Origin of the sequence: Flammeovirga yaeyamensis (genome assembly GCF_018736045.1) — a bacterium.
Lineage (GTDB): Bacteria > Bacteroidota > Bacteroidia > Cytophagales > Flammeovirgaceae > Flammeovirga > Flammeovirga yaeyamensis.
The window spans coordinates 699,551-712,622 of the sequence record NZ_CP076133.1 but is presented as its reverse complement, the minus strand read 5'-3'; the positions used below and the strand labels follow the sequence as shown (position 1 = coordinate 712,622).

Genomic DNA, 13,072 nt, shown 5'->3' with positions numbered 1-13,072 from the left:
AGGTAAGCCTATCAAACTTTCGGTTCGAATTGAGGATCTTGATGCACTGATTCTTTCTCTTTATCAATGGCTATTTGATACCCTTTCAACAAGAAGTAACAAACAATCAAGCCTATAATCATCCCCGACCAAGTGAGGTTGTATCCGAAGAAATCGATGGTCTGCATCCCTAAGTTATGCCCGACTAAATGGGCAATCGAAAAACTCATTGCATACAAGGCCATATAATCTCCTTGGTTTTTACCCGAAGACCTTTTCATGGCCTCTGTATTTGATAATGGGAACATCAACATTTCTCCTACTGTCAACAACATCATGCCGATGAAAAGAAGAACGATGTTCATTCCAACTATCAAAAAGATATAACTTAGAAGTACCAAGAAAATCGAAAAATACATGATTTTCATTTTCGAATACTTCTTTTGTTTTTCGATCCAGTGCATTAGTGGCATTTCCAAAATACAAATCACAAAACCATTACTGGAGATAATCAAACCAATAGTCGCTTCATTCAACTCGTGTACCTCTTTATAGAATAAAGGAACGGTACTGAAATATTGGATGAAGATCAATCCAAATAAGGTAAGTGATAACACGAAAATTAAGAAAGATTTGTCGTGATACGGCGACATACTCTTCTTCTCTGCTTTCGTCTTTTTGGCGACTTCCTTTACTACTTTCGGCATGCTTAGGGAGAAAGCGAAAACGATCATCGCAAAGATGCAGCTTAAACCATCCACCCAGAATAAGGACTGATAACCAAGCGTGGCGATGAGTAAACCTCCGGTAGCTGGTCCAAAAGCAAAACCTAAGTTAATGGCTAGACGCACCAAAGTAATTGATTTGGTTCTGGTCTCCTCTGTGCTGTATTTATGTACGGCCACAAAAATAGGTGGACGTAACATATCAGCCACTAACGTTACTAAGAAAAAGCCGATGGCGATTTCGATAAATCCATCCAATTCCTTTAGTAAAATCAGCCCGATACCCGAAGCCAATAAACTAAAGATAATTACTGGATAATACCCAAAGCGATCGGTGGTCTTTCCACCGAGCCACGTACCGATAATGGAACCCATGCCAAATGCCGACATGACCCATCCGATTTCCGTGAGGGTGAATCCTTTACTTTCCGATAAGTAAATAGATAAAAAAGGAATAACCATTGCCCCTATCCTGTTGATAAGGGATACTAAAGATAAGATCCATACTTCCTTCTGTATGCCCTTATAGATGGCCAAAAAGCTATTTTTGGCCTGAGTAATCGATGTTCTCATAGAGCGATTGGAAGTGATGAAAAATGATGAGCTATGGACTATAGCTCAATAGTTAATTTAAATTGGTAGTACAAAGCACGACAACATTTTGGGAAATAAAAAGAGAAGGTGGTTTTTATGTTAGCTGAATGGGTTAATTATAAATAGTCTAAACAAAAAAGGCTCAACAAATTAGGGTATTTGCTGAGCCTTATACTTTTATGATGTTTTAAAAATGATTATTCGTAATCAAAAGTTACTTCATAATATTCATTTTCATCATGATCAAATATATCGTTTACTCCACTGGCAAATGTTGGATAACCATCTTCATCATAAGTGTACTCAATGGTTAAAGTACCAATAGCTTCGCCCTCTTCGTTTGTGTATTCAATTTTAGTCACATTATTCAAAGGAAATAATTTTCTAGCCATGATTAATTCTGTAGACTGAAAATTCATACCCATGTTCAACTCTACTTTATCCAATACATCAATTACTCCCGCAGAAGCAAAAGTATAGTAGAATAAGTTAGGTTTATCATCATAAGAAACATTGGCAAAACGAAGAATTTTGACCATTTGATTTAATTCATAATCATATTCGTCCTCATAAAAACCTATTACTTTAGGATTACCATTCTCATCATAAGTCTCCACATAACCTGTTTCAAAAGCATCATGTGGGGATTCAAATAACTCCTCTACGTTAAGAACATCTCCGCCTGCTGAAAAGCTATCTAAATCATCACCTTCATATTCTACATTCAAGTCATCATCTACCCCTGTGATCGATTTTAGTTTTCCATCAGAGTAGTTAAAGTTCATGACTTCATATTCATAACTTACACCAGTAGAAGATAACTCTTCCAAAGTCATTTTCTTGATAGTCTTTTCAACTACATCACCATTGATTTCATCAAATTCCTCCGATAGCGTTTCTGAGTCACATGAAAATAAACACACTGATGCTAGAGCAATAGTCGAAAGAGATTTAAAAAGTCTCATATTTAATTGATTAAAAAGTAAAAAATTTGCTTGTATGGTCGTAATACAATTTTAAAATAAATGAAAGAAAAGTTAAAAAGCAACACTACGGTTATTTAACAATCCACTGTTAGTTAAATAATTGAATAAAGGATGAAAATATTCTTTTTATGATTTCTTAAACTTATCCCACAATACATTAGTAACACCCTCAAATCGAAACTTTAAGACCATGTATTTTGTTAATTGATAAATCAATGAATGAATATTCGTTTATAATATTTAAATTTGTACAAACTTTCAATGTACATGAAACCACTCATCAAATTTCTTTCGTACACCGCACCTAATGTGGTAGTAAAATTAGCCTATGATAAAATCATGAATCCTCAGGTATTAAAACTGAGACCTCATGAATTAGAGATCATCGACCAAGCTGAAAAAGGTACAATCGACTATAAAGGCATGGAAGTCAAAACCTATAAATGGGGAAATGGCGAAGATAAATTATTGATGGTTCATGGCTGGGAAGGTCAAGCAGGCAACTTTTCTGATTTAATAAAAAGAATGGAAAAGGAGAACTTCACTCTCTATTCTTTTGATGCGATATCACATGGTTTTTCTCCGAAGGGACAAACAACCATGTTCGAATTTGCCGATTTGGTGCAAATCATGTTGGATAAATTCAGAATCAATAAAATCATCAGTCACTCTTTCGGTAGTGTGGGCACGACCTATTGTCTTTCTCAACATCAATTTGAAATCGATAAATACGTAATGATGACTACTCCTGACCGTTTCATGGAAAGAGTAGACGATATTTCTGAAATGGTAGGAATGAACGATAAAGTAAAATATCGTTTAGTCGACCGCCTAGAACAACAGTTTAAGGTAAAAGCTGACGAACAAAATGTAAGCGATTATGTGCCGAGAATGAATGTTAAAAAAGGAATGATTTTTCAGGATGTGAACGACAAGATTGTTCGCTTAGCACAATCGGAATCTGTCGCTAAAGCATGGGGAGATAAATGTGAATTGGTGAAAATTGAAGGGACTGGCCACTTTAGAATATTAAGAACGGATTCTGTGTTGGATCAAGTGGTTGATTTTTTGAGGGATTAGATTTCTAATGTAATGGGTTCTAGGGGACGTTGCGGTGCAACGTCCGTACTATATTAATTCATATAAATACCTATGCGATACTTAAATAATTGACCAACTTTAATTAACCGTATTTAATTATACATCAATATATATCCATTTAAAGATGTAGCAATTAGTAACCAAACTAAATAAGGTAATACAAATATGGTTTTCCATTTTAACTTTTCGATATGACCAAAGAAATAATAACCGATCAACAAAGTTAAAGAGGTAATTAATAACAATCCTAAGGCTACTTGATGTGCATAAAAGAAGGCTGGATTCCAAGATACGTTTAAAATCCACTGAAAAGCATATAATGTAATCAGCCACTTCTTGCTAGGTAATTGTTTCCACAGAAAAGCCATAAAAATGGAGTAGCAAACCATAATTGTTGTCCATGCTGCTCCAAATACCCATCCAGGAGGTGTCCAAGGTGCTTTATTTAATTCCGCGTACCATTCGGAAGGCACCCCTGCACCTGTAAAGAAACCACCAATTGCTAAGGCGGAGAAGTTTAAAATTAGGAAAATAACGACTCTTAAAAGCATAGGAATAATAGTTTATTTTTTAATGATGATCAGATGAAAAATTATTTGTTCGGACGCTTCACTGAAACGATACTACTAACCATCTTTTAAAGATAGAAAACTTAGATTGGATGTAATTGTTTTTCTTATCTTCGTGATCTAAATTTATCTCCCCAACAACTCCTCCTGCATATAATACACCTGCAGCTGCTGAAATATTGGTTGTAAAACAGAAAGATACACTTCGTCATCATCCAAAGGCAAATAATGTTCTGCGGCTTTTGCCTTCCCTGCCCCACTTAATACATAACTATACTTCACTTTATGAGTAATTAGTTCATCCATAGAAGAGATCGTATGGTCTTTCGACTGACAATGAAACTCCACAGGAACGCTCCTTAATAACTCATGAATTTCTCTATTTTGTTTATTCAAATCATAAAGCATCAAAAGGGCCAATTGTTCATAAATATTTCCTTTTCCCAATTGCCAAAATTTATTAGTGATTTGATTTTCTTTACTATCATTGATGGCAAAATCAAATGATGGATGGATGCTTAATTCCTGATAGATCCGATCAATGTCTAAGTTTGAATGGGGAAACGACTTTTTGATATTCTTTTGGGTGATACTTCCCAACGTCATACTATCATGTTGATTCGCGGTTAATAATATCAATGGTAAAAAATAACGTTCTTTGTTGGCTCCCATTTTCAATTTCATTCTTTGATAAATCCCTTTAACAATACTTGCCCCCATAAGTTGATTGGATACTATTAGCTCCGCTCCAAATCGATTACCTTTAATTTTTCGGATACCACCCGATCGTAGTTTTTCGTCTTCCTCCCATTCCAAAAGTAATAACCTCTCTTCATCAGTCTCACTATTCTTTATTTCATTCATCCTTTTAATATGTCGGATAGACAAAGCTTCTCCATTGGGTCCGGGGGCCTCATTATCTCCAAAAACACCTTCCCAATGGTTACTTGTTCCCCATAGTGGCTTTGGGTTTTCCTGACCATGACATCGAAAACATTCTCCTGGAGATCGACGAACAGCAATGGGATTTTGCTCAAAATCTAACTGAAATAATACCCAATTCCCTGTGGTGTTATTCAGTTCCATCCCATCCACTTTTTGATAGGTAGGGTCATCTTTTTTAGAACTTATATTAAAGAGCAAATGCCCATCTTCCCCAAATAGTACTATTCTTGGAAACTCTAGATTGGATTCTCCTAAAGCTTTTGTGTGCTCTACTAATGAAAAATTCCTTCTATATACTTCCGGAAAGGCTAGCATTAACTCTTCGACAGAATTTACTTTCTTTTCCTTCACCCATTGTTCGATATCAGATAATTGAACTGTAGTGGAATCTAAATATTGTTCTTCTTCTAAAACACATGATGATGAAAATTTAGTAGTAGTTGAGGGAAGTTGACACCCCATCAATAAAAAAGTGATAAAGTAGATGTGATATTTTTTCATGACCATAAGGTAGAAGAATCACGGAATAAAATCGTCTCAGAAAAGTATCTTGAAAAAGATGACGTACTTATTTACTCCTCATCACAAAACAGTATTTGATATTGAATAAATGAAGTAATAATCACATGAAGTTTTTGTAGTCCAACTACTTCAAAATCATTTTTTGAAGTACATCAATCATCCATTTTGTAATAATATTGAGGTGATAAAAAAGGATTGCAGTAGCGTAATTTTCGGTAAAGAAAAGTGAGCCTTTCTACATTTGGGCATCTCAAACTTAAATAATGTATGATATGAAATTTATTAAATTAAGTCTACTACTACTAGCTACTATTCTATTTTCTTGTCAATACGACAGACAAGAGCAAGAGGTCAATCAAGAAGCTTCCAACTTTAGAGTAAACTGTCCATCTTCCCATCCTTATGTGGCATGTGACCAATGTTGGGAGAACGAAGCTCAGGCTTTAAGTGCCGGTTGTACTTCAACAGGAACATCAGAAGATACTTCAGGTAGTCAAGATCAGACGGCATCACCTAACTGTCCTGCTTCACATCCTTATGAAGCTTGTGGTCAGTGTTTTGAAGATGCTGTACAAGCATTTAGTGCTGGATGTACGGAATCTGGCGGAGATACCGGTTCGGGATCAAACGAGGGAAGTGGCAACTTTAATCCTAACAATACGACTTGTGTCACACCAGTTGGAAATGGCAACGACGGATGTTTAAACTCAGACGGCTATTTTGTAAGTCGCGATGGTGTGGTTTCTGATCCTGAAAATGCACGATTAGCGATCTTAGATATTGAAATCAATTTAGGCATTGATATCGATGATGAATTTATTGATAAATGTGGTTACCAAGGAACAGTACCTTCTATTAATCCATCGATTTCTGCAGCAGATGCTAAGATTTATTTTAAGGCGTTAATCGGTGAGCAAAAAGCACAATGGTTAATCGAGGATTTAGATACTAACCAAGATGGTATTTTAACTAGAAACGAGGCCTCTCAAGCAAAAGGATCTGATCCTAGACAAGTGTTACGTACTGGTTTTGGACAAGAAAATGGTTTGGCTACAGACGACATCCTGGCTTATATCGGTTTGTATTTAGGCGATGGTGCTATCGACAAATATGCGGGCGATTTATTACCTGAAGTTCAAGATAACTTGGCGACTTTTACAAGAACTTGGCAGCCAGATGTAATGAACTCAAATGGTCGTTACAGAAACTAATATATATCAGTTGAAAATACTGAGACAATGATTTATTGAGTATATAGTATTGACCCACAGTGTATGCTGTGGGTTATTTTTTTCAATGAGTTTCTTTATTAAAGAAGGAATTTGATATTAATTGCTTTTTCTTCTATTGGACTTAAATTTTCCTTTAAAACCACCTTTTTTATTTGATGTAGTGGTTTTAGGTTTACCCGTATTTCTATTTCTCGAAGGCTTCTTTTTCTCACCTTCCTTTTTAGCATTCCCAGCAGCTTTACGCTTTTTATTAGCAAAAAACTCTTGTTTTCTTTTCTGCTTTTCCTTTTCCATCGCCTTTTTCTGAGTGGCGTTCATCGGTTTGTCCGTTTGAGGATAAGGATGTTCCTCTACCACAGTAAGGGTTTGCTTCGTTAGTTTTTCTACATCTTTGATGTACTTATTATCTTCCGCTTCACTTAGTGAAATCGAAATACCTTTCTCACCTGCTCTACCGCAACGGCCGATTCGGTGTACATAAGTTTCCGACTCATTCGGAATATCATAATTGATAACGTATTGTAGTTTATCTATATCGATTCCTCTAGCTGCAATATCCGTTGCGACCAACACATTAATGCTTCCATCTTTAAAAGCAGCTAACGCCTTTTGTCTTTGGTTCTGAGATTTATTTCCGTGGATAGCAGCACACTTTGTCCCCTTTTTTGTCAACTTCCTAACGATACCGTCTGCACCATATTTAGTTCTTGTAAACACCAATACCTGTTGTATTTTCTTCTCTTTGATGAGGTGATGCAACAAGTCGATTTTCTCTTTCTTATTGGTATAATACACAAACTGTTGAATGGTCTCTGCTGTTGAAGATACAGGAGTTACCGTCACACTTTTAGGGTTGATAAGAATCTGTTTCGATAAGGAAACAATATTCTTAGGCATTGTCGCTGAGAAGAATAAGGATTGTCTCTTTTTAGGTAAAAGTTTTAAAACTTTCTTGATGTCGTGAATGAAACCCATATCCAACATACGATCGGCCTCATCCAAGACAAAGTATTTGATATCCGATAAGTTGATAAAACCTTGCCCAATCAAATCTAACAATCGTCCAGGAGTTGCAATTAAAACATCCACTCCTTTTCTTAATGCACGTACTTGTCGTTCTTGATTAACCCCACCAAAAATGACTGTATTTTGTACATCCGTATATTTCCCATAAGTAGAGAAACTTTCTTCTATCTGAATGGCCAATTCTCTTGTTGGAGTCAACACCAATGCCGTAATCTTGTTGGATGATTTCGACTTTTTATCCTGCTGCATTAATTGTAAAATCGGAATCGCAAAGGCTGCTGTTTTTCCAGTTCCTGTTTGTGCACAACCCAATACATCTTCTCTTTTTAATACAAAAGGAATAGCTTTCGCCTGAATCGGTGTCGGTTTAATGTACTTTTCTTCGTTTAATGCTTTGAGGATAGAAGGATTTAACTTCAGCTCTTTGAATGTCATAATCAATGGTTTACAAAATAAAAAAGCAAAACCATTGTTTACGCTATGGCAGGCTTTATGAGATGAAGTGCAAAGGTAGTGTTTATAGTTGAGAGTATTGTGATTGGTTCAAGCTTGTTAGTAATGAGTGGAGGTTATAATTGATACTTCAGGACTGATAATGATAAAATTATATCTTTTTTTTGATTTCAAAAATGATTTTATTATGTTTGAGTTTAAACTAATATCACTATAAACATTGAAACCAACTAGACTATTTATTTCCTTTGCTATATTATTTTCTTCCCTCTTGTTCGCTGATAATCATCAGAGTTTAAATAAGAATGAAGAAAACCTATTAGAGAAAATTGATGAGCTTAGTCAAACTGATTTGATGAAGGCTTTATCGATGACAGACGTAGCAATATCAGAATATCCTCCCAAAGAACATTCTTTGATTTTGGGAAATTTATACCACAGAAAAGGCAATTTAAATATGCTTCAGGGAAGGTATGCCCAAGCAAGAGATGCCTATTACTCTGCGGATCAGAATTTCTCTGCCATCAATTACTCACTTGGCAGAACAAAGGCACTAATTAACATTGCTACTTTGTACCAAATGGAAAAGGAGTATCAAAAAGCTTCTAGTGCTTATAAAGAAGCCTTAAAACAGGCTTACCTTTTACCAAATAAGGACGCCGATTATCTCATTCCAAATATCTTACTCAATCAAGCCAACTTATTTGATGAAGAAGGGAAACGTATGGATGCGGTACATCAATTTAAAGAAGTGGTCACCCTTTGTAAAACCGATAATATGCTTTCTTTGAAAGGGAAGGCCTACCATAATTTAGGAAATCAATATTTAAAAATTGATGTAACCGATTCTGCCAATCATTTCTTTAAACAGGCGTATGCGATCAAAAAATTAACAGGTGATCGAAGAGGTGAAATCAATTCTCTCCTGGCCTTTGCTCAAGTTCAACTCATCACCAATCAATTTGATGCAGCTGAAAAGTACTATCTGGAGGCTGAACAAATTGCTATTTCCTTAAAGGCTTATCAAGATTTAGTGAATGTGTACAACAATCTTTTTCAACTATATCAAGCAAAAGGGGATTTTGAAAATGCTTTGAAATATCATGTTTTATTTAAGGAACAATCCGATGAACTGATTCAGACTGCACATGAGCAAACAGTAAATTTCATTGAAAAGAATCATCAACTGGAGTTGGATCAGCAGGATTTGCAAACGGAAAAAGAAGATCAACAAGAATTGATTTTTGGCTTGACAACTGCATTTATCTTATTTGTCATCATATCCGTACTAATTTTCAGAATGCAAAGATTAAAGGCGATCAATGCGAAACAAAGCGAAGATCAATTGATGATGGAAAAAGAGTTATTGGAATCGGAACAATTGAGGGTGGAAGAACAGTATCATTCCCTACAAAATGATATCTCTTTTAAGGACAAAGAATTGACCACCAATGTCATGCACTTAATGCAAAAAAATGAGCTCATCAATAATGTATCAGAGGAATTGATGACGCTGGATGATCCTCAAATGGATAGTGCGACAAGAAAGAAAATCCGATCTATTGTCTACAATCTACAGACCTCGGGCTCTGGTGAGATTTGGAAAGAATTGGAGGTCCGCTTCGAACAAGTACATCATCAGTTTTTTGATCAGCTTCAAAAGGAACATCCTAACCTCACCCCTAATGAGAAAAAACTTTGTGCTTTCTTAAAACTGAACTTAAGTACGAAAGATATATCAAACATCACTCACCAAAGCGTGAAATCGATTCAAATTGCACGTTACCGTTTAAGAAAGAAATTGGGATTGATCAATACTGATATCGATTTCCAAACTTTCTTGAGTAAATACGATGGCGGGAATTTGACTTTGGAAGAGGTGAGGGAGATATCGCTTACCTAGGGTTGAAACCCTAGGGTGGTAATAATTGGTTTAGTGAACACTGAAGTGTTCACTAAATAGATGCAAGACTGAATTTACGTAATGGTTACTCGCCAAAATCAGAAAAGACTTTAGTCTTGATGATATAATTATTACCAGCCCTGGACTTCAGTCCAGGATATAAATAGATGCAAGACGGAATTTACGTAATGGTTACTCGTCTAAATCAGAAAGGACTTTAGTCTTGATAATTACTCGTCCATATCATAATGACTGAATGTAAAAAAACGCCTCTCCAGAATCATCACAAACCATAATTCTATTTCCTTCATCACTAATCAAGCTTCCTCCATGTTCTAGAACTCTTTGAAGAGATACTTTTAGGTTTTTCACTCCAAAGGAACACACCCAATACTCATATTTGCCCTTAACATCGTTAGCTATTTCGAACAAATCAGCAATATGACTATTTTGTGTATCCAATATCTTGTAAGTCCCTTTACCGTTTGAAGCAAATTTCCAATTAAAAATTCCTTCATAAAATGGGATAATTTTGGTGGCATCAGATGCATGAAGCTCATTCCAAATGAGTGTATTTGATATCCCTTTTGTTCGGGTATTCATCAAATAGTCTCCTTGGTAGACAGTAAACCCTGCCCCTAAGGGATCTCGGATTAATGCTACTTTCCCGAAATGATCTAACTCTTGTTCTAATTCAATTATCCCTCCTAAATTTCGAGCTTGTTCAACAGTCTTTTTCACATCATTTACTTGGATATACGACATCCAAAAATGAGGCATTTTCAACTGTTTAAATTGATTTGGTGTTTCGTACAAACCAATAATGGCTTCATCACCTAAATAGGCAGTTTGATAATCGTATTCATTATAGAATTCCCAACCAAAAACGGAAGAATAAAACTTCATGGATACTTTAGGTTGATAAGTAGATAAATCGGCAAATATAAAATGATTGGGTTTCATAGGTTTTGAGTTTAATTTATAGTATTTGTGATGTTATTTACCTCTAGATTTGACTCTCCTACTAAATCAAGTTCCTGACTAACACTGTAATAATCTCCTTTACTCGGCACCATATCTTGATTATTATCCACAACAAAAGTGATGTAACATTTTCCTTCATGTAAATAGGTCAAAGTAAACTCTTGATCACGATAATCGATCTCGGGAAATAACAATACTTCATCCATCGCCTCTTGCTCGATATATCCATAAGCTGACTTAAAGGAAGTATCCTCATTCGTTAAAGGCACTCTTGATAAATACACTTGTATATTTTTGCCTTTACTTAAATCCTCCCTAGAAAATTTAAGATGTAGGGAAGCTATATTTTTGATATCTTTTATCTGAATTGGATCCCCTGACATTTCTCCCAAAAGTGCATAATTATAATCGTCATTGGCCATTATATAACTAGCAGATGTAACTACGGGATATTCAGGTCCCCAATCCTGTAAAGGCATTCCTTGAGGAAAACTTTTCACCACTTCTTTACTTGGGAATTGATACTTTTTAGCTGCATTTTGAGCGAGATCTTGATGTAGTTTTCGTCCATCAAATTCTATGTGCTTGCTTGGTGTTTTCATTCCCATTTTACTGGTATAGGTCAGCATTTTCATCTGATCATTTTTGAATGATATCTTCACCCACATAATCTGTTTTCCACCATAAGCATCTACAAATAAGTACTCATCGTTGTCAGCTTCTGTCATCACAAAGTAACTAGTACGATAGATACCACCGAGAATACCTCCGTTACGGAGCATAATCGTTTTCGTCCCCTTAAAATCGGCTACAAAAAAAGTATTGAACAAATTCCCCATACTTCCTCCTTCAAATAATCCATGAATTTGAGAACTATTGATCGCTCTAAAATCGAAGGCAAACCAAGGTATATCTCTTCCTAATAAATGAATTTTGCCTACCCAATGTCCTTGCATTTTTTCTAAAAACTCAAATCCATTTTTATCGATATCAATGGGTTGTAAATTCGGAGCTTCAAACGTTACAGCAGTAGTATCTTCCTCCTCTTTTTTTTCCTTTTTTGATGATCTGAGAAAACCATTTTCCGCCCATTTCTGTATAGCCTTTCTTTCCTTTTTAGAAATCAAACCCGTAGTGGGCATCGGAAAATTCTTGTTGTTGATAAGGTTTAATAGATCTTTTGTTTTAATGGCATCAACGACATTTTCGTAAGTGGTTAGATCAAGATCACCCGTGGGTCGTTTTCCTGAATGACAAGTGACACAGTGATTTTGAATAATTCTTTTTATTGTTCCATTGTAAGATACCTCACCGATCTCTAATACAGGATCAACTGAAGACATCTCCACACTTTTACAAGCAGCAATAATAATAAATAGCAATGATGCTAAAGAGAGAATAATTTTGTTTCGATTCATAGTTTTGATTTATGTTCAACTACAAATGTCAGGTAATCTGATAAGGGTTCTTTTGATCTAGATCAAAATCTTATTTTCCAGCACGAATACGGCTCAACGTCTCTTGTGATATCCCTAAAAAAGAAGCAATATGCCCTAACTTAATTCGCTGTTCGATCTTTGGAAAATACACTTCCATTAAATCGTATTTTTCTTTTGCTGATAAAAAAGACCAACTCTTAGAAAACTGATCTAAGATGGCCAAAATCTCTTCGGACAGTAATCGTGCAAAATTACCAAAAGCTGGAAATTCTTGTATCAGCTTCTGATAATCCTCATAACTAATACGATATAACGTACAATCTTCTAAACATTCGATGTTCTCAAAACTTGGTTGTTGTGCATAAAAGCTATACCAAGATGTGATAAACATATCTTCTACATAAAACCAAGAACTCACTTGTCGACCATCGTGATAATAATAGTTATGCAATGCTCCTTTCTCCACATAATACAAATACCTCGCCCTCTGATTAGCCTCTAAAAGTAGATCAGACTTTTGATGTTCTTGTAATGTAAATAATTCTTGAGTCCGATTTTCTAGTTCAGGTGTGATTGGTGTTTTCTGGGAGATCTTTTGGAGGAGGTGGTGCATT

General features: G+C 35.5%; 11 protein-coding genes. 3 read left to right on the top strand and 8 right to left on the bottom strand.

The annotated features are described in order from the left end of the window. Positions 1–11 precede the first annotated feature (11 nt). Entirely contained in the window at positions 12–1,277 is a 1,266-nt protein-coding gene (locus KMW28_RS22935; protein WP_169662055.1) for an MDR family MFS transporter, read from the bottom strand. Positions 1,278–1,495: 218 nt separating this feature from the next. Further along, positions 1,496–2,263, bottom strand: coding sequence for a hypothetical protein (locus tag KMW28_RS22930; RefSeq protein ID WP_169662056.1), 768 nt, complete (start codon positions 2,261–2,263; stop codon positions 1,496–1,498). 288 nt (positions 2,264–2,551) lie between these two features. Here KMW28_RS22930 and KMW28_RS22925 point away from each other — a divergent pair, with 288 nt between their 5' ends. Then, positions 2,552–3,364 (top strand): alpha/beta fold hydrolase, encoded by an 813-nt coding sequence (locus KMW28_RS22925; RefSeq protein ID WP_169662057.1) that lies wholly within the window; start codon positions 2,552–2,554, stop codon positions 3,362–3,364. Between the two features lie 113 nt (positions 3,365–3,477). On the opposite strand, the gene KMW28_RS22920 is transcribed toward KMW28_RS22925, so the two are convergent. Next, positions 3,478–3,936, bottom strand: a complete 459-nt coding sequence (locus KMW28_RS22920) for a TspO/MBR family protein (RefSeq protein WP_169662058.1) — start codon at positions 3,934–3,936, stop codon at positions 3,478–3,480. Between the two features lie 144 nt (positions 3,937–4,080). Beyond that, positions 4,081–5,400 carry a hypothetical protein gene (locus KMW28_RS22915; RefSeq protein WP_169662059.1) on the bottom strand — a complete coding sequence of 440 codons (1,320 nt, stop codon included), beginning with the start codon at positions 5,398–5,400 and terminating at the stop codon, positions 4,081–4,083. Positions 5,401–5,693: 293 nt separating this feature from the next. Between KMW28_RS22915 and KMW28_RS22910 the strand changes: the two genes are divergently transcribed. After that, positions 5,694–6,632: a hypothetical protein gene (locus KMW28_RS22910; protein ID WP_169662060.1), complete on the top strand. Its 939-nt coding sequence runs from the start codon at positions 5,694–5,696 to the stop codon at positions 6,630–6,632. Positions 6,633–6,749: 117 nt separating this feature from the next. Here KMW28_RS22910 and KMW28_RS22905 read toward each other — a convergent pair whose 3' ends face one another. Continuing rightward, positions 6,750–8,114, bottom strand: coding sequence for a DEAD/DEAH box helicase (locus KMW28_RS22905; protein ID WP_169662061.1), 1,365 nt, complete (start codon positions 8,112–8,114; stop codon positions 6,750–6,752). 238 nt (positions 8,115–8,352) lie between these two features. Here KMW28_RS22905 and KMW28_RS22900 point away from each other — a divergent pair, with 238 nt between their 5' ends. Next, positions 8,353–10,035, top strand: coding sequence for a tetratricopeptide repeat protein (locus KMW28_RS22900; RefSeq protein WP_169662062.1), 1,683 nt, complete (start codon positions 8,353–8,355; stop codon positions 10,033–10,035). 243 nt (positions 10,036–10,278) lie between these two features. On the opposite strand, the gene KMW28_RS22895 is transcribed toward KMW28_RS22900, so the two are convergent. From KMW28_RS22895 to KMW28_RS22885, 3 genes are all read right to left on the bottom strand, one after another. Beyond that, positions 10,279–10,998, bottom strand: coding sequence for a VOC family protein (locus tag KMW28_RS22895; RefSeq protein WP_169662063.1), 720 nt, complete (start codon positions 10,996–10,998; stop codon positions 10,279–10,281). 11 nt (positions 10,999–11,009) lie between these two features. Continuing rightward, entirely contained in the window at positions 11,010–12,437 is a 1,428-nt protein-coding gene (locus tag KMW28_RS22890) for a hypothetical protein (RefSeq protein ID WP_169662064.1), read from the bottom strand. A 70-nt stretch (positions 12,438–12,507) separates the two neighbouring features. After that, the gene (locus KMW28_RS22885; protein WP_169662065.1) at positions 12,508–13,071 is read right to left on the bottom strand and encodes a Crp/Fnr family transcriptional regulator; all 564 of its coding nucleotides are present in this window, start codon (positions 13,069–13,071) and stop codon (positions 12,508–12,510) included. Position 13,072 lies beyond the last annotated feature (1 nt).

What these genes read in the sequence shown, in the direction of transcription:
- KMW28_RS22935 (WP_169662055.1), bottom strand. Translation starts at nt 1,277, where the DNA reads ATGAGAACATCGATTACTCAGGCCAAAAATAGCTTTTTGGCCATCTAT.
- KMW28_RS22930 (WP_169662056.1), bottom strand. Translation starts at nt 2,263, where the DNA reads ATGAGACTTTTTAAATCTCTTTCGACTATTGCTCTAGCATCAGTGTGT.
- KMW28_RS22925 (WP_169662057.1), top strand. Translation starts at nt 2,552, where the DNA reads ATGAAACCACTCATCAAATTTCTTTCGTACACCGCACCTAATGTGGTA.
- KMW28_RS22920 (WP_169662058.1), bottom strand. Translation starts at nt 3,936, where the DNA reads ATGCTTTTAAGAGTCGTTATTTTCCTAATTTTAAACTTCTCCGCCTTA.
- KMW28_RS22915 (WP_169662059.1), bottom strand. Translation starts at nt 5,400, where the DNA reads ATGAAAAAATATCACATCTACTTTATCACTTTTTTATTGATGGGGTGT.
- KMW28_RS22910 (WP_169662060.1), top strand. Translation starts at nt 5,694, where the DNA reads ATGAAATTTATTAAATTAAGTCTACTACTACTAGCTACTATTCTATTT.
- KMW28_RS22905 (WP_169662061.1), bottom strand. Translation starts at nt 8,114, where the DNA reads ATGACATTCAAAGAGCTGAAGTTAAATCCTTCTATCCTCAAAGCATTA.
- KMW28_RS22895 (WP_169662063.1), bottom strand. Translation starts at nt 10,998, where the DNA reads ATGAAACCCAATCATTTTATATTTGCCGATTTATCTACTTATCAACCT.
- KMW28_RS22890 (WP_169662064.1), bottom strand. Translation starts at nt 12,437, where the DNA reads ATGAATCGAAACAAAATTATTCTCTCTTTAGCATCATTGCTATTTATT.
- KMW28_RS22885 (WP_169662065.1), bottom strand. Translation starts at nt 13,071, where the DNA reads ATGCACCACCTCCTCCAAAAGATCTCCCAGAAAACACCAATCACACCT.